Consider the following 14,945-nt stretch of genomic DNA (forward strand, 5'->3'; position numbering starts at 1 on the left):
GCTAGGAATACTGATTGTATGTAGCGAAGTGAACGCGACTCCTCGAAGGGAGAAGTTTTGGCTTAATTTGCAATAGAGACCATTCCACAGTTGCACACGAACTTGCTAGCGCATAGGCTCCTGTTGGACATCTAGAAACCGCTGAGGTTGGCTCGTGTTTCATGTCACCCCCGCTGAAACCCGTGCCCGTAGGGGTTTCAGCGGGGGTGTCTGCGAACATGAAGTACGAGTGACCGGGGACCAGCCAAGGTGGGCGGCGGTGGGACTACTGGTCTCCCAAACCCCCATAGATACGGCTTGCCGATGGGGGTGAGGGAAGAGCAGGTGGGGGGGGCAGGCACACCAGTACGAAGAGACAGGCCGAAGAGACAGGCCGAAGAGACAGGCCGAAGAGACAGGCCGAAGAGACAGGCCGAAGAGACAGGCCGAAGAGACAGGCCGAAGAGACAGGCCGAAGAGACAGGCCGAAGAGACAGGCCGAAGAGACAGGCCGAAGAGACAGGCCGAAGAGACAGGCTATTACGAGAAGGAGAAGTTGACGGCTCTACCTTTTAGGGCGATGGGCTGCCATGGCCTCGCCTCGCTACTTTGCCGATCCGCTGGTTCCGGTTGCCTATTACCACTGCATCTCCAGAGTGGTCGAGAGGCGGTTGGCGTTTGGGCCGGAGGAGAAGGAGCAGTTTGTGCGCTTGATGCGGGCCTATGAGGGGTTCTGCCAGGTGCGGGTGTTGTCCTATTGCGTGATGTCCAATCACTTCCACATCATGGTGGAGGTGAAGAAGCGGCCTGAAGGGGCGGTGTATTCGGATGCATGGCTGCTCAAGCAGGCGGCGTTGATCTATTCCCAACCGGCGGTGCGGATGCTCAAGGAGACGCTGGAAACCTTTCGCAGCCAGGGGCATGACGCGGCGGCCGAGGAACTCAAGGAGAGATATTTGGGGCGGATGTGGGATGTGAGCCAGTTCATGAAGGAACTCAAACAGCGCTTCAGCTTGTGGTTCAACAAGAGGGAGAATCGCAAGGGCACACTCTGGGAGGAGCGCTTCACCAGTGTGCTGCTGGAAGGTGAGCTCGCTACGCTCTCGGTGATGAGTGCCTACATCGATCTCAATCCGGTGCGGGCGGGACTGGTGGAAGATCCCAAGGACTACCGGTGGTGCAGCTATGCGGAGGCGGTGGCGGGTGGGCGCAAGGCGATGTCAGCCTTGTACACGATCACGAATGAGCATCGTCTGCACGAGCGGAACCAGCCAAGGGGCTCGCAGCGGATTCCCAGTGCGGCCAAGGTCCTCTCCGGCTACCGGGTATGGCTCTTTGGCCAGGGGGAGGAGGTTCGAGACGGTCACGGTTCGGACAGCCAGGTGCTGCGCAAGGGGATCAAGCGTGAGGTGGTGGAGCAGGTGCGCACGGAAGACGGCAGGCTGACGCTCGCGGAGACGCTGCGTCATCGGGTGACGTACTTCACGCTAGGTGTGGCCTTGGGAAGCCGGGGTTTTGTGGATGAGTTCTTTGAGGCGCGCCGTGAACAATTTGATGTCCGCCGTCAACGAGGTGCCCGCCCCATGAAGGGCGGGAGTTTTGCCGGAATGTTCGCCTTTCGAGCGCCGAGAGTCGGGGTGGTGTGAGGGCAATAAGGGGTGCCGCAAAGAAGGGTGGCTCGCATAAACGGATATAGGGGACCAAGGGGTATTGTGCCCCTGGGGAGTCTGTGGATTTGTATCCGGGAAGAGTGCTGATTGCTGCCTGGAATGCTGCGGGTAATTCCGCCGAGGGGTGTGAAATGGGGCAGAGATTGGAGGCATGCCTCCAATGATGATTTGGATTGTGATTTTCTTTCTCCGGGATTACTTATAGCCTGTCTTTTCGCATTTCAGCACCAGCACCCACAGGGCATCCTGGCAGTAGGTGCTGGCCTCAAAAAACTTCCGCCGGGCATGCGCCCAGCAGCCCGCCAGCCGGATCGTGCCCGCACGCTCCCGGCTCTGGGCAAAAGACGCGTAAGCGGCATACCCATCGCACTGGATGATGCCCTCGAACCCGGCAGGCACCAGGCTCTCCAGACAAAAGGCCGCCCGTCCGGTGTGCCACTGGAAGAACGTCTCCTGGGTCAGCGGCGAGTGCGCCACCCACAGGTAACCCGTTTTGGTCTGGCCATGACCGGGGCTCAAGTACTCAATGGGTGTCTCATCAAGCTGGACATACCCGCTGGCAAACACGCTCTGATGGATCTCGCGCATGAGCAGCCCGCAGGCCTCTGCGGTCATCCCGCTCCAGTTGGCCAGCGTCTGGCGCGAGATCTCCACGCCCAGCCCGGCGTAGATGCCCTCCAGCCGGTGCCAGGGCAGATGGTCCCGGTAACGTGAGACCATGCTGTGGGCCAGCAGCGAGGGCGCTGCCACGCAGCGCTCCTGCAGGCAGGGCTGCAACGGAGCCACCACCGGAGGCAGATGCCGCTGGTCCTTGCGCACATACTTGCGCCGGATGATGCGCAAGCGCTCGAAGCTTGCCGGGGTGTACTCAAGCTGCTCGGTGACCTCTTCGCCGATGTGCACCCAGTCCTCAGGACAGGCCTTGACCTCTTCGGGGTCGATGAACACTTCTTTAACCGGCAGGTGCTCCGGGATGCGGGGCTTGCGCTCCCGGGCTGGCTCCGGGGTGGACGGCTCCCTGCCCGGCCGGGTCTGACGGGCCGACTCTTCGGCCAGCGTAAGCTCTTCGATCCCGTCGAGCAGCAGCTGCATCTGCTCTGCATCCAGCTTCTCGCTGCTTTTGCCGAACATCCGGCGCGAGAGGGCATCGAGCTTGAGGCGCAGCAGCTTGTTTTCCAGACGCACCGCCGCAAGCTCCCCACGAAGCTCTGCGATCAAAGTGGCGGCGTCAGGTTCAGGAGTCACGAGGCTCGTGATGTGGCCTCAAGCCGCGCCCTTGTCCAGCTTCAGATGCAGGAAGCAGGAAACTATCCCGTCTCACGTTCATACCAGGGGCGCATCTTCGCGCCCCGCAGATCAATGCCGTCGGTGAGCATGGCCAGGGCCTGCGGGGCCAGGGCCAGCTTGGTCTGTGCAGGATCGGCGACAGCCGGCCAGCTGAAGGTGCCTTGTTCGAGCCGTTTGGCCAGCAGCCACCAGCCCGAACCGTCCCAGTAGAGGATCTTGAGCACCGAGTGGCGCCTGTTGCTGAAGACAAAGAGCGAGCCGCTGCGGGGATCGTCCTGCAACTGCGCACTGACCATGCCCTGAAGGGTGCCCACCCCGGCCCTCATGTCACAGGATTGAAGGGCGATGAAGACCTTGAGGCTGCCTGAGAAGCTCAGCATGAGTGGAGGTCCGGGGAATGCTTGAGTTCGAGTTGACGCAGCAGCGCTGCAACCAGGGGCATCTGCGAGGAGCAGGACAGGTGCAGGCGGGCGGTGCCGGGCAGCAGAAGATCCAGGCGTGTCGAAGGCAGTGGGGAGATGGGGACGGCCTCCAGAAACGCCACGATGGGAGGGGAGGCAGCCTGAGTGGCAATGCAGGTGGAGATTTTGGCCTGCCTGCGCCAGGAGACCAGCGTTTGGTACTTGATGCCAGCAGATCTGGCGAACTGGGGCCCGCTCAGGCCTGAGCGGGCATAGGCCTCCAGCGCGGCGTGTCGTTGTGCCGGGGTGCTGCGCACCCTGGACCTGACATCACGCTTGAGTGGAGCTGACGCTATGGAAGAAGGATCACTATGAGTCATACCCCTCAGCTATGACTGATGGTGATAACGCTTCATAGCGACATCAGACGGGGATCGGCTTGACGCTTACGCTGCGTCATCGGGTGACGTACTTCACGCTAGGTGTGGCCTTGGGAAGCCGGGGGTTTGTGGATGAGTTCTTCGAGGCGCGACGGGAACAATTTGATGCCCGCCGTCAACGAGGTGCCCGCCCCATGAAGGGCGGGAGTTTTGCCGGAATGTTTGCCTTTCGAGCGCCGAGAGTCGGGGTGGTGTGAGAGCGATAGGGGCTGCTGCAAGAGTGGGGAATAAGGATTAAGAGGAATGGAACCCTGGGGCATTGAGCTTCTCGCGAGACTGTGGGCCTGAACTCAGGGGTGTGTATTTACTCCCCAGACCCCGGTGTGTAAGTGCGCCGAAGGGATGCGCTTGAGACGGCGATGAGGTGGCAAGCCTCGAATGATGGATTGAATTGCTTGTTCTTACGCGCTTTGATATTGCCTGTCTTAAATGGCGCTGCGGCGCAAGCCCTGCGGGCGCACCAGGATCGCGGACTTTTGGCTTGCTTGATGCTTTACACACCGTATGGGGGGCGAAATGGACCGTGACGATCAAACATGCTGCGGCATCCGCCTCGATCCCTCGTCTTCCGGGGGAAGGTCAGCACTTGTGATCGCGCATCCCGGGCACGAGCTGGCAGTGCATGGGTGGATGGAGATCGCGCGGCCCCATGTGTTTGTTCTCACGGATGGTTCGGGTGCGGGCAGTGTGCCGCGGTTGGGTTCCACCTCCAAGGTGCTGCAAGCAGCGGGAGCCACTCCTGGCTCTGTTTTCGGCCGGATGCCGGAACAGGCGGTCTATCGCGCTCTGATTGGCAAAGACACCGGCATCTTCACTGCGCTCGCCGAGGAACTCGCGGAGGCCTTGATCAAGGGAGGGTTTGATCGAGTGTATGGAGACATGGAAGAGGGGTTTAACCCCGTGCACGACACGTGGCGAATGGTGCTCGACGCGGCGGTGGCGATAGTGAAACGGAAGACCGGGCACCAGCTCGAAAATTATGATTTCTCCCTCTTCCGTCGCCAAGATACTTTTCACAGCGCAGGGCAGCAGGGGGCGCGTGTGGAACTTGAATCCGAGGCTTTCATGAGAAAGCTGAAAGTTGCCCGTGCTTATCCGGAACTGGCACCCGAGGTGTTGGCGGCGACAGAGGGGATCGTGGACAACCCGATTCTGAACGACCCCAAAATACGGGATCAAGTGAAGAAGATTCTTGGAAGTCTGGGGCTGGACGCGTTCCGCGTGGAGTATTTTCGCAGGCTTCCAAGCACGAAACTACTTCAACAGGCGTTGGATTCTGATCGCCCGTTTTACGAAGCGTATGGCGAACTTCTCGTTGCCGCAGGCCAGTATCGCGGGGTGCTGAGACGTGATCTGCATCTCGCCCCGGTGGCGGAAGCTCTGCGTTGCGTGGCAGAGGCGAAAGGACCGGCCAGTACGGCAGAAGAAAGTTGAATGCTCCCCATCGCAGGGCGAGGTGAAGCCGTGGCCTCACCTCGGCGCAGCGACCTCAGCGCGGCCCCTCTTCGCAGCTCTGGCAGGCGTGCACTTTCAAACCTTCATGGGTGGGGGCGTGTGGTCCGGCAGTTCCGATCCAGTGGTTTGACCCGTGGCTGCCTCCTGTCGGGCACGCTCGCGGAGCGCCCCTCAGTCGAGGCTCGCGAGGTGCTTATGGAGGATGCGTCGAATCTCCGCGACAGCTTCGGGGTGCTCATGGGCACCGTGACCGCTGGGGACCACAAACTCGGATTCTACGCCATCGAGATGGGCGCTGGCATAGGGAACCACTCCGTCAGAACAACGGGGATCCTCCAGCGGACGCTGCCCCTTGTTCCCAATGATGGAATGGATGTGCAGGCCGGGGCGGAGTGGGATGGCGATGGAGGTCTGCACGAACTTGGAACTGGGGGACAAGTTGCTGATGCTGGTGGGGAGACCTTGCTCCACCAGCCGGCGCAGCGGGCTGTCCTTCGGGAGCTCACCCTGGAGCATGCTGGTGGCATCTGACATCAAGTGGGCAGGCAGGCGGACCAGCCGGCTGCCAATGGCCCCGCTCCAGCCCTGGGCGAGATTGCTGCCCCGATGCGGGGTGGCGACGAAGACCACCCGGCTCACATGGGGATTGGCTTTGTATTCCAGATAGGTGCGCAGCGAATCGAGCTGCGCCTGGGGGAGATTCAGTCTGTCAGGTGTGGTGCCGAAGACGTTGACCCACAGCTTGTCCTTGCTGTCCTGCACCTGGGACTTGCTGACCAGTCCGCCCATGCTGTGGCCGATGAGCACCATTTGGTTCAGGTGCTTCCGGCTCCCTGCTTTGAGGTACTCGCCGTGCAGGACTTCCAGTCTTTCACGCAGCTTGGCGGCACTGTAGATCACGGGGACTCCGCTGGGGTAGCGGAAGAAGTAGAACTGGCACTGGCTCTGGATCTGCGGATCGCTCCAGAGCTGATTGACCACATTTTGCCATGTGGCAGGGCGCGACATCAGGCCGTGGACCAAGATGACCGGGATCCGGTCTTTCTTTGGCGGCTCCAGTGAGATGAGGCCCAGTTTGCCAAGATTGGTCTCCGTGCTCAACAGGCCTCCAAGGCCGGACATGCGGGCCTGGGCTTGCGCCAGGAAAAACTCCCCGGGAGCAGAGAAGTCGGCGGCCAGGGGGAATTTATGTTGTTTCATCACGACGGAGTCCTGCTGGCGGGGATCCTTCAGCTCAATGACAGCCGTGCGGCGGCCTGCTTGAGAAGACTTGCCAAAGGTGAGGGTGGCCGTGACAGGGACGAGATAGCCTGCCTTTCCCATGAAGGGTTCGGTCGCGGCGCGTTCATCCGTGTATTTCCACCAGGCGATGAGCGGGGTGCCGACCCCCTCCCGGGTGAACCGGGTGTGAAGCTCCCGCGTGGGGACGGTGCTGGCCGGGATCAGCTTGTCGAAGTGGAGGTCCGAAGGGGATGAAGTCCGGATCTGGAATGAATCGCTGCCAGACGTGGCAAGATTGTCACTGGCAGTCTGCGGGCATCCATCGTGGCAGGCGATCCATGCGTTCACCACCCGGGAGGCGGCGGTATGGTAGCGCAGGCGGCCCTCCTCAGTTTCCATGCCGGCGTCCCACGCCTGCCCGGCATCGGCCAGCGCCTGGGCCAGCGCCTGCCGGGGGGTTGCCGAAGCTTTGTGCTGCCGGGAGGCATTGTCTTTTGAAGGCGGATGCGAAGCGCAGGCCGCCATCAGAAGGGCCGGCGCCATGCACAAGATCAGGCGGAGTTTGAATTTCATGAGGGCGCAGAAGGAGTCTCGCAGCATGCAAAGAACAGGGACGTGGGGCGCTCAGCGCTGGCTCACAGGGGATCAAGGGTGAACAAAGGGGAGTCCTTGACCTTGTGGGAGGCTGAAGTGCGGGTGAGCTCCTCGAACTGGGTGGCCCAGGCACCCACTGCGGCCTTCGCGTGGTTGAAGGGGGAGAAGTCCCGCAGGCTGACCAGCGTCATTTGATCCCGCTCGTTGTCGGCAAATTCGAAGAGGACCTCGCCGGTGGCACTGTCACACACACGTCCCTCGATGGCGATGTTCCCGCTCGTCAGCGGACTGAGAACGCCGCCATAGGGCACCGCGGTCTTCACCGCATTCCCCACGATGTCAGTGGCATTGAGCTCCACCAGGGCCAGTTGCAGGGTGACGCCACCGGCCACGGGTTGAGGTGTCACGTGCAGCCGGGGAGATGGCGACTCCATAAAGGCCCTCCTGAAAGCCTGCTGCATCAAGGAGGTGATTTCCCGGACGGGGCGCTCCACATTCTCCACCGTGGTGGCACGGGAGAGATTGGGCCGCGGGGCGCGCAGGTAGCGGGTTTCCACCGGGGCGATGTAGATGGAGTTGTACTGCACCCGTTTGACGGGCAGGTCGGGATTGATCCACACCAGTGCAAAGGGGGCGCGCTCCCGCTGGGGCTTCAGCTCCCGGGGATGCTGAATGAATGGAGATACGGGGGCCGCCCTGGCCTTGAGTGAGTCGGTGACTGTTGTCTTTGAGGCACAGCTGCACAGCATGGTCAGCAAAATACCGGCGAACAAACCTGGAAAACACTGCATGAATTTTGGGGAAGTGAAGGGGAAGTTGAAATGAAGGTGAACTGCGCACGAAGGCGCGTAGATGGACCGGAGGGATCAGGAAATAGTCTGACAGGTGCCGGGCCTAGAACTTGAGTCCCAGATTGAGCAGGACTCCAGAGGTGCGCATGTCATTGGTGAATCCGCCGCTGGTGTAGTCCACACTCATGTATTTGTAGCCCAGTTCCAGGACCGTTCTCTTGTTCAGATGGCAGCCCAGCGCGGCGTAGGCCTGCCACGCCAGATCGGAACTGATGCCAAACCCGCCGACGTCCGCCTTGCCCACCAGGTAGAAGCTCTCGGTGAAGTGGTAGTAACCACGAACCCCGATAAAGGGATCCACCCAGCCCTTGGAGCCGGAGAGGGAGGTGGGGATGCTCTCGCGCACGGCTCTTTCGATTTCTTTGGCCAGCGCTTTTTCCGCACGAATCACCGCCTTTCTTGCCGCAGAGCGGGCCTGGGCGGCGGCGTCCTGGGCCGCAGCCACTTTTTCTTCCACCTGAGCTGCGGCCGCATCGCGAATGGCCTGCTGCAGGCGCTCGCTTTGTTTGATGGTGGCAATGAGCCCCGGATGCGATTCACCCAGCGCCTTCAGATCTTCCAGCACGGCACCGGCCTGGGCGGCGACCTGGCTGGAGATCTCCTCCCTCTTCGCGGCGAGCACCTCTATGGCGCGGGATTTCACACGACGGGTAATTTCCTCCACCACGCGGGAGCTGAGTTGATCAGACATCCGGGCCACCCCGGTGTCGCTCAGCTGGAGGTCGAGGTCCCCCTTTACCGACATGTAGCGGGCCCCGCCATAGAGATCCACCCAGCCATGTTCCCCCTCCCAGATCCGGTAGAACAGGGCGGCTTCGACAAGGAGCTGCTCGACAGAGACGTTGACACTGTGGAGCAGGGGATCCGGGGTGCTCCCGCCTGCCGACACTTTCAGGTACATGCCGTCGATCCATCCGCCCCAACGGCCCTTCTGAGCCTCGATGTTCAAGGCGGCCGTCATGTCCAGGTGATCGAGGATGCCGCTGAAAGGCACATCCACATCTGTGGTGAAGCCTTTGATGCCGCTGACGCCCTCTATGCCTGCGAGCCACCCATAGGACCAGGCGGTGATCTTCCACTCATCCGGGGGAGCAGAAGCAGGGGCCGGACTGACAGGGATGTCCCTGGCCGGGGGGGCATCGGTGCCCGCATGGAGCCCCAGGGGAGACAGGGCCGCAGCGGTCGTGGCAGAGGCGATGAGGAGCGGGAAGAGGTGATGTTTCATAGAACGGGTTCAGGAATCAGACAATTCAGAGGTTGATCTCCACCTCCACCTCTGCCGCGGGCGGTGGGGCCAGGGGCTTGCCGGACACATCCACGTCCACCTCCACATAGGTGGTGCGCCCCCCGATCATGTAGGGGTAGTAGTAGATGCCGCCGTGGTGAAAGTAGCGGTACGCTCCGTGGGTGACGGCCACGGCACCGGCCGGCATCAGGAAGAGATGGCGGCGTACCACGCGGCGGGTGGTGCGGCGGGAGGTGCGGCGGGCCACGCCATGCGGCGGGATGGCCCGTGCTTCAGGCGTGACGGTCAGTGTCAATGCGGCGGCGGTGGCAATGACGGCGGTGCCCATGGAGGGGGCCAGTTCGCCCGCGATCAGGAGCCCCAGGCTGGCCAGGGCGGTGAGACGATGAGTGAGTTGTTTCATAGTACAGCAGGAGCGGGGTTTATCAGGGCCGGGTGAGAGGGATCATTTCCACGAGGGTGCTGCCGGAGGGCAGGGGCAGGCTGAGGTCGGCCTGGGTGACGGGGGGCTGGAGATCCCAGGACTTGATGAGCAGCGTGACTTTCAGGGGCGGTCCGCCCTCACCATTGGGGTGGGTGATGACCATCTTCCTCGGCAGGTGGTCAGTGGTGGACACCCAGAGCTCCCAGTTCAGATGAGCCTGCTGGAAGACAAGATGATCACAAAGCACGCCGGCGATCGTCTGGGTCCCGGCATGCTGGGAGTGGGTGACCCCTTCCATCAGGATGCTCGCCGGGTCGTTGACCAGCAGTTCCGCGAGCGGGGGCATCACGCCATACACGTTTTCCACCTCCCGCACGGCGCTGTCGATATCCTTGCCGGCCTTCACACGGGCGTGGGTGTTGGCCTTGTGATCGACGAAGACGATCTCGCGTCCATCGTAGCTCACGCTGCGGCGTCCCAGGTTGGTGTCCGCCACCGCGTGCAGCCTGCCGGGTCTGGCCACCACAGCCCGGATCCGGGCGTGCTCGGCCACGTCAAACCCGGCATAGAAGCCGGGGGAAGCATCACGGGTGGCCGTGACGCGCAGGTTTTTGGCCGAGGCCAGCCGCTGGGACATGGCCTCCAGCACGGCGCTGGCCTTGGCATCCGCATGCGGACGTGTTGCGGTGATGCAGGAGGACAAGCCTGCGGCGAGGAGCAGGAGGAAGGACGAGACGGCCAGATGTCGAGGATGGATCTTCATAAGAACTGATGAAAAGAGGTGGAGTGGAAGTGAGGGGCGTAGCCGGGTGGTCAGTGACCGGGAGCAGCGGGAGCAGCGTCCCTCTCGGCCTCACCGAAGCCGTCCTCTCCGGGCAGGACGGGTTCGCCATTCATGTTCTTCATCACCACCTTGAGTTGATCCACCAGGAAGAGCGGTTTGGCAGCACCCCGGGCGAGCTCATCCAGGCGTAGTTTCATCGATGCGACCTTCTCCGGCTGGCCGTCCGCGAGATTCGTCTTCTCGAATGGGTCCGCGGCGAGATTGTAGAGGTCCACGCTGGAGGGCAGCGTGGTGCGCCAGATGAGCTTCCAGTCCCCTTGTCGCAGGGCGGCGCGATAGGGCTCCACGTTGTAAACCACCTCCTCGCGAAGCGAGGGCCTGCCTTCCGCCATCGTCGGCCAGGCATCCACACCGTCCAGGGGTTTGCAGCGGGAGGTGGAGGCTCCAGCCAGCTTGGTGAAGGTGGTGAAGATGTCCGTGGCGTGGATCAACCCATCCACAGTGGCGGGTTTGATCTTGCCCGGCCAGTTTGCCAGCGCGCAAACGCGCACGCCACCTTCGAACAGGGATCCTTTGCCATCGCGGTACGGGCTGTTGTCACAGGGGATCTTTATCTTGGACACGTCCGCCATGACGCCGGCAAACATGGGGTTGTGAGTGCCGCCGTTGTCACTGTGGAAGAGGATGAGCGTGTTCTCACGCAGGCCCTTTTTATCCAGAGCCGCCACCACCCGGCCGATGTTGTCATCCAGGCAGGCCACCATGCCGGCATAAGTGCGGCGGGTGGGGTCGGCGATGTGCGTGTAGCGGTCGATGTACTCCTGCGGTGCCTGATAGGGCGTGTGAGGCGCATTGAAGGCCAGGTAGAGGTAAAAGGGGCGGTCCGCCTTTTGTTTCTCAAGGTACTTCACCGCATCTGCCCCGAGCAGGTTCGTGGTGTAACCCTCCTCATGCACCGGTTCGTTGTCGCGGAACCAGTCCAGCACCCCGTGCTCGCTGTGGGTGTAGTAGTCCAGCTCGCCGATCATGGCACCATACTGGTATTCAAACCCACGCTGTTTGGGCCAGAACTTTTTGTCCGCATGGCCCAGGTGCCATTTCCCAATGATGGCCGTGGTGTACCCGGCGTCCTGCAAGCACTGGGGCAGCAGGTACTCACCCGTGTCCAGCCCATAGGTGGAAACGGAGGGGATGACCGCCGTCTGCAGACCGTACCGGAAGGGGTAACGGCCCGTCATGAGTGCCGCCCGCGTGGGTGTGCACATGGGTTGCACATAGAACTGTGTGAACCGGGCACCGCCCTTGGCCAGGGCGTCCAGGTGGGGCGTCTGGATGTCCTTGCAGCCGTTAAACCCCACATCCTGCCAGCCGAGGTCATCGGCCACGATGTGAATGATGTTGGGGGCCGACGGTGCGGCAGCCAGGGGCAGCTGCGGCAGCAGAGATGCGGCCAATGTCCCCGCGAGCAGGGTGATGTTCAGGTATTTCATGGGTGGTCTGGTGAAGTGATTGGGGTGGGAGGGCGTGGAGGGTGCGCGAGGCAGTCATCTGTCGTCTTGACGGTGCTGCTCCACGGCCCGGAGGATGGCGGTCACCACATCGTGACCCGGATCTGTCTTGCTGAAGCACTGGAAGCAGCCGGCCCGGGCGGCCTGCTGTTTCACATCCGGGTCGTCGAGGGCCGTGATGATGATGACAGGGACGGAGTCACCGTCTCCGGAGAGACGGCGGCACAATTCCAGTCCGGACATTCCATCCAGCTGCACATCGAGGACAATGCAGTCGAACCCCTGAGGGCCCTCCCAGGCAAGAAAGGCCTCGGCCGAGGAAAAGAGGCTGGAATGCAGATGAGACGCTCGCAGCAACCGGCTCATCGAGCGGCAGAGGCTTTCGTCGTCATCGACGACTGCGATGTGGATGTCAGACAGGTTCATTGAGAGCGCCTGGCAAAGAGTATTTGCCTACGCTGCTGTCTGCTACTGCCCCTTGGGGCAGGTGTGTGCCCCGCACTCCGGGGTGGCACCGCCACCTGGGATGTCTAGTGGCCTGCCTGGAGCCAGAGCCTCGTCAGCTCCGCCACAGACTGGACCTGCAGCTTGGTGGTGATGGCTGTGCGGTGCAGTTTGACGGTACGCTCGTGAATTCCCAGATCCGCCGCGATCTCCTTGTTCATCTTGCCCTGCACCACCTCTGAAAGCACCTCGCGCTCGCGCTCGCTCAGAGCAGCCAGCCGGGACTTGAGCTGTGCCCGTTTCAAGCGGCGTCCATGGTCATCGCTCTCACGGCTCAGTGCCCGTTGCACGGCGGCGAGCAGTATCTCCTTGGGCGCACATTTCTCAATATAGTCCACCGCCCCCTTTTGGATGGCGCTGACAGTGCTGGGAATGTCGCCGTTGCCGGTCAGGAAGATCACCGGCATGATGTGTCCGGCCCGGGCCAGGGCTTCCTGCATCTCCAGCCCATTCATGCCGGGCATCCGCAGGTCAGAGATCACGCACCCGCGGTCATTCGCGTGGCGTTCCCCCAGGAAGCCCGCTGCGGAGGTGTGGGTCTCCACCGCGTAACCGGACGCCCGGAGAAGCCGGGCGACGGCGCGGAGGAATGATTCATCATCATCAACAACGTGAATGGTAACCTCGGACATCGCAGGGGGGCATCGGCCTGCATTCAAGGCGCAAGGCGTGGCTCATGCCACTGCATTTTTTGGCGAAACCCAGCAACTAAGGCTTACTCCAGCCCCTGTGCTGCGGGTATGCAGATGGAAAAGACCGCCCCGCCATTTTCACCATTGCTGGCGGAGAGGGTGCCACCGTGGGCCTCGACAATGGTTCGTGAGATGGGCAGCCCCATGCCCATCCCGTGAGCTTTGGTCGTGAAGAAAGGCTCAAAGATGGCAGATTCCCTCTTCTCCGGCAGCCCGCTGGCGTTGTCGGCAACGCGGATTTCCACCCCGCCAGGATCGTTGTGCGAGCTCGTCACCTTTACAACCTTCTCCTCCCTCTCCAGACCGTGAAAGGCGTCCATGGCATTGATGATCAGATTTAGAAGCACCTGTTGGAGGTGCACCCTGTCACCCCTGATGGCCGGCAGCTCGGGAGAGGAGGCCATCTCCAGGCGGATGCCGCGAGCTGTAGCATCCGCGCGGCTGAGGGCGAGCACTTCATCCAGCAAGGTGGGGATTTGAAGCGGAAGGAGGTCGATGTCCTGGCGCTTCAGCAAGGAGCGGAGGCGGTCAATCACCTGGCTCGCCCGCTGGTCGTCGTTGCGAATGTCGCCGATGATGGCCCGCAGTTCCTGCAGGTCTGGCTGGGGCGCTTGCAAGAACAGTTCTGCCGCCTCGGCATTGCGCAGGATGGCCCCCAGCGGCTGGTTGAGCTCGTGAGCCAGCGCAGAGGCCAGCTGCCCCATCATGGACACCCGGCCGGCGTGCGCCAGCTGCTGGCGCAGTTGCAGCAGCTCTGCCTCGGCAAGTTTCTGGGCGCTCACATCCATCAGCACTCCCCGCATGCGCAGTGGCTTGCCCTGGGGGGAGAGTTCCACTTTACCCCGCGCGACAATCCAGCGCTCGCCCCCGCGCGGCAGATGAATGCGATAGCTCTTTTCATACTCTGAACCGCTGTCGATCGCGTGGGTGATGGCCTGCGTCACCTGCTCCCGGTCGTCCGGGTGAAGGGATGCCACGAACCGGGCGAAGTTGATCTTTTCCGTCGGGGCCGTTTCAAAGAGTTCGCGGGTTGTTTCACTCACCCAGATTTCATCTTTGGCGAGATGCCAGGTCCAGAAGCCCAGGTTGGCTGACTGCGCCGCCAGATCCATGCGGCGTTCACTTTCCTGTAGCTCGCGGCTCAGCCTCGTCGCCCGAAACACCTCGCCGCTTAGCTCATGCCCCATGGCAAAGATCACTGCCAGGAAGGCAAAGCTGACGAAGTAGGGAGAGTGGACGATGCCCTCCTCCACGAGCATCGTATGACCGCGGGAGACCAGAAAGAAAAAGACGATGCTGCCTCCCACTATGAGAGCCCTCTGCCTCTCACCCCGCTTCCAGACGGCCCAGGAGGCATCGGCGACAAACGCTATGGCCAGCACCACGGCGGCGATCTCAGCATAGGTCCAGGGCCCACGGGTGATCACGGGGAGGGTGTACTTGATGTTCCCGAACGTCTCCGCGTGGCGCAAGGCCGCCGCACCGCGCACCGCCGGTGCATTGCTGAAGAAGTTCACCAGGTGGGCGATGGTCAGGAGCGTGATCGAGGCGTAGGCAAGCACTGGCCGGCCGGTGCCGAAGAAACTGCCCACGAAGCCCAGAATCGACGCCACCATGACAACGACGGGGAGGGAGGACCACCGCAACAGCTTCTGGCAGGTGGCCAGATCCTGCGACTGGAGAATGCCCGCCTCCAGAACGCTGATCGCCGCCACCGCAATCGCACTGAACGTGAAAAAGAGGTGTGCCGCCCGGCGGGACTCCCCCGTAGCAATACGCAGATGGATGAGAGCGAGCGTCAGGCACGTCGCTGTCACCATGGGCCAGGCCACCGTCATCCAGTTCATGCGGCGACAGTCGCGAGGCGGGCAAGCACCGTCAACGGGATC

Annotated in this window: 13 protein-coding genes and 2 pseudogenes; 3 read left to right on the plus strand and 12 right to left on the minus strand. The window is 62.1% G+C overall.

Translation table 11 applies throughout. The features are described from left to right. Window positions 1-569: 569 nt before the first annotated feature. Window positions 570-1,625, plus strand: a complete 1,056-nt coding sequence (locus VSP_RS33215; RefSeq protein WP_009958038.1) for a transposase — start codon at window positions 570-572, stop codon at window positions 1,623-1,625. 249 nt (window positions 1,626-1,874) lie between these two features. On the opposite strand, the pseudogene VSP_RS33220 reads toward VSP_RS33215, so the two are convergent. The 3 genes and pseudogenes from VSP_RS33220 to tnpA all read right to left on the minus strand — a co-directional run. After that, window positions 1,875-2,867 (minus strand): annotated as a pseudogene (locus tag VSP_RS33220) (IS66-like element ISVsp3 family transposase); the annotation flags it as partial. 89 nt (window positions 2,868-2,956) lie between these two features. Continuing rightward, entirely contained in the window at window positions 2,957-3,316 is a 360-nt protein-coding gene (gene tnpB, locus VSP_RS00650; RefSeq protein ID WP_009958041.1) for an IS66 family insertion sequence element accessory protein TnpB, read from the minus strand. Further along, a complete protein-coding gene (gene tnpA, locus VSP_RS00655; protein ID WP_009958043.1) occupies window positions 3,310-3,654 on the minus strand; it encodes an IS66 family insertion sequence element accessory protein TnpA in 345 nt (114 codons plus the stop codon). The genes tnpB and tnpA overlap by 7 nt, the downstream gene beginning before the upstream one ends. Before the next feature lie 122 nt (window positions 3,655-3,776). Between tnpA and VSP_RS41825 the strand changes: the two are divergent. Both VSP_RS41825 and VSP_RS00660 read left to right on the plus strand, forming a co-directional pair. Further along, window positions 3,777-3,974 (plus strand): annotated as a pseudogene (locus VSP_RS41825) (chemotaxis protein CheW); the annotation flags it as partial. A gap of 391 nt (window positions 3,975-4,365) precedes the next feature. Next, window positions 4,366-5,211 (plus strand): hypothetical protein, encoded by an 846-nt coding sequence (locus tag VSP_RS00660; protein WP_009958044.1) that lies wholly within the window; start codon window positions 4,366-4,368, stop codon window positions 5,209-5,211. Window positions 5,212-5,403: 192 nt separating this feature from the next. Here the strand turns inward: VSP_RS00660 and VSP_RS00665 are convergent, their stop codons facing one another. From VSP_RS00665 to VSP_RS38710, 9 genes are all read right to left on the minus strand, one after another. Then, entirely contained in the window at window positions 5,404-7,026 is a 1,623-nt protein-coding gene (locus tag VSP_RS00665; RefSeq protein ID WP_157210661.1) for an esterase/lipase family protein, read from the minus strand. A 62-nt stretch (window positions 7,027-7,088) separates the two neighbouring features. Continuing rightward, window positions 7,089-7,838, minus strand: coding sequence for a DUF3313 family protein (locus tag VSP_RS00670; protein ID WP_009958046.1), 750 nt, complete (start codon window positions 7,836-7,838; stop codon window positions 7,089-7,091). A 103-nt stretch (window positions 7,839-7,941) separates the two neighbouring features. Then, window positions 7,942-9,123, minus strand: a complete 1,182-nt coding sequence (locus VSP_RS38705) for a hypothetical protein (RefSeq protein ID WP_009958047.1) — start codon at window positions 9,121-9,123, stop codon at window positions 7,942-7,944. Between the two features lie 25 nt (window positions 9,124-9,148). Further along, complete coding sequence (locus tag VSP_RS00680) at window positions 9,149-9,547, minus strand: hypothetical protein (RefSeq protein ID WP_009958048.1); 399 nt, start codon at window positions 9,545-9,547, stop codon at window positions 9,149-9,151. Between the two features lie 22 nt (window positions 9,548-9,569). Beyond that, entirely contained in the window at window positions 9,570-10,331 is a 762-nt protein-coding gene (locus VSP_RS00685) for a DUF2092 domain-containing protein (protein WP_009958049.1), read from the minus strand. Between the two features lie 50 nt (window positions 10,332-10,381). After that, window positions 10,382-11,842 carry an arylsulfatase B gene (locus VSP_RS00690; RefSeq protein ID WP_009958050.1) on the minus strand — a complete coding sequence of 487 codons (1,461 nt, stop codon included), beginning with the start codon at window positions 11,840-11,842 and terminating at the stop codon, window positions 10,382-10,384. A 54-nt stretch (window positions 11,843-11,896) separates the two neighbouring features. Beyond that, a complete protein-coding gene (locus tag VSP_RS00695; protein WP_009958051.1) occupies window positions 11,897-12,286 on the minus strand; it encodes a response regulator transcription factor in 390 nt (129 codons plus the stop codon). Between the two features lie 104 nt (window positions 12,287-12,390). Continuing rightward, window positions 12,391-12,996, minus strand: a complete 606-nt coding sequence (locus tag VSP_RS00700; RefSeq protein ID WP_009958053.1) for a response regulator transcription factor — start codon at window positions 12,994-12,996, stop codon at window positions 12,391-12,393. Window positions 12,997-13,079: 83 nt separating this feature from the next. Continuing rightward, window positions 13,080-14,903: a sensor histidine kinase gene (locus VSP_RS38710; protein WP_009958055.1), complete on the minus strand. Its 1,824-nt coding sequence runs from the start codon at window positions 14,901-14,903 to the stop codon at window positions 13,080-13,082. Window positions 14,904-14,945: the final 42 nt, after the last annotated feature.

The organism is Verrucomicrobium spinosum DSM 4136 = JCM 18804, from assembly GCF_000172155.1.
GTDB classification, from domain to species: domain Bacteria; phylum Verrucomicrobiota; class Verrucomicrobiia; order Verrucomicrobiales; family Verrucomicrobiaceae; genus Verrucomicrobium; species Verrucomicrobium spinosum.

Excerpts from the sequence above, each read along its gene's own strand:
- VSP_RS33215 (WP_009958038.1), top strand. The coding sequence starts at position 570 with ATGGCCTCGCCTCGCTACTTTGCCGATCCGCTGGTTCCGGTTGCCTAT.
- tnpB (WP_009958041.1), bottom strand. The coding sequence starts at position 3,316 with ATGCTGAGCTTCTCAGGCAGCCTCAAGGTCTTCATCGCCCTTCAATCC.
- VSP_RS00665 (WP_157210661.1), bottom strand. The coding sequence starts at position 7,026 with ATGAAATTCAAACTCCGCCTGATCTTGTGCATGGCGCCGGCCCTTCTG.
- VSP_RS00670 (WP_009958046.1), bottom strand. The coding sequence starts at position 7,838 with ATGCAGTGTTTTCCAGGTTTGTTCGCCGGTATTTTGCTGACCATGCTG.
- VSP_RS38705 (WP_009958047.1), bottom strand. The coding sequence starts at position 9,123 with ATGAAACATCACCTCTTCCCGCTCCTCATCGCCTCTGCCACGACCGCT.
- VSP_RS00680 (WP_009958048.1), bottom strand. The coding sequence starts at position 9,547 with ATGAAACAACTCACTCATCGTCTCACCGCCCTGGCCAGCCTGGGGCTC.
- VSP_RS00685 (WP_009958049.1), bottom strand. The coding sequence starts at position 10,331 with ATGAAGATCCATCCTCGACATCTGGCCGTCTCGTCCTTCCTCCTGCTC.
- VSP_RS00690 (WP_009958050.1), bottom strand. The coding sequence starts at position 11,842 with ATGAAATACCTGAACATCACCCTGCTCGCGGGGACATTGGCCGCATCT.
- VSP_RS00695 (WP_009958051.1), bottom strand. The coding sequence starts at position 12,286 with ATGAACCTGTCTGACATCCACATCGCAGTCGTCGATGACGACGAAAGC.
- VSP_RS00700 (WP_009958053.1), bottom strand. The coding sequence starts at position 12,996 with ATGTCCGAGGTTACCATTCACGTTGTTGATGATGATGAATCATTCCTC.
- VSP_RS38710 (WP_009958055.1), bottom strand. The coding sequence starts at position 14,903 with ATGAACTGGATGACGGTGGCCTGGCCCATGGTGACAGCGACGTGCCTG.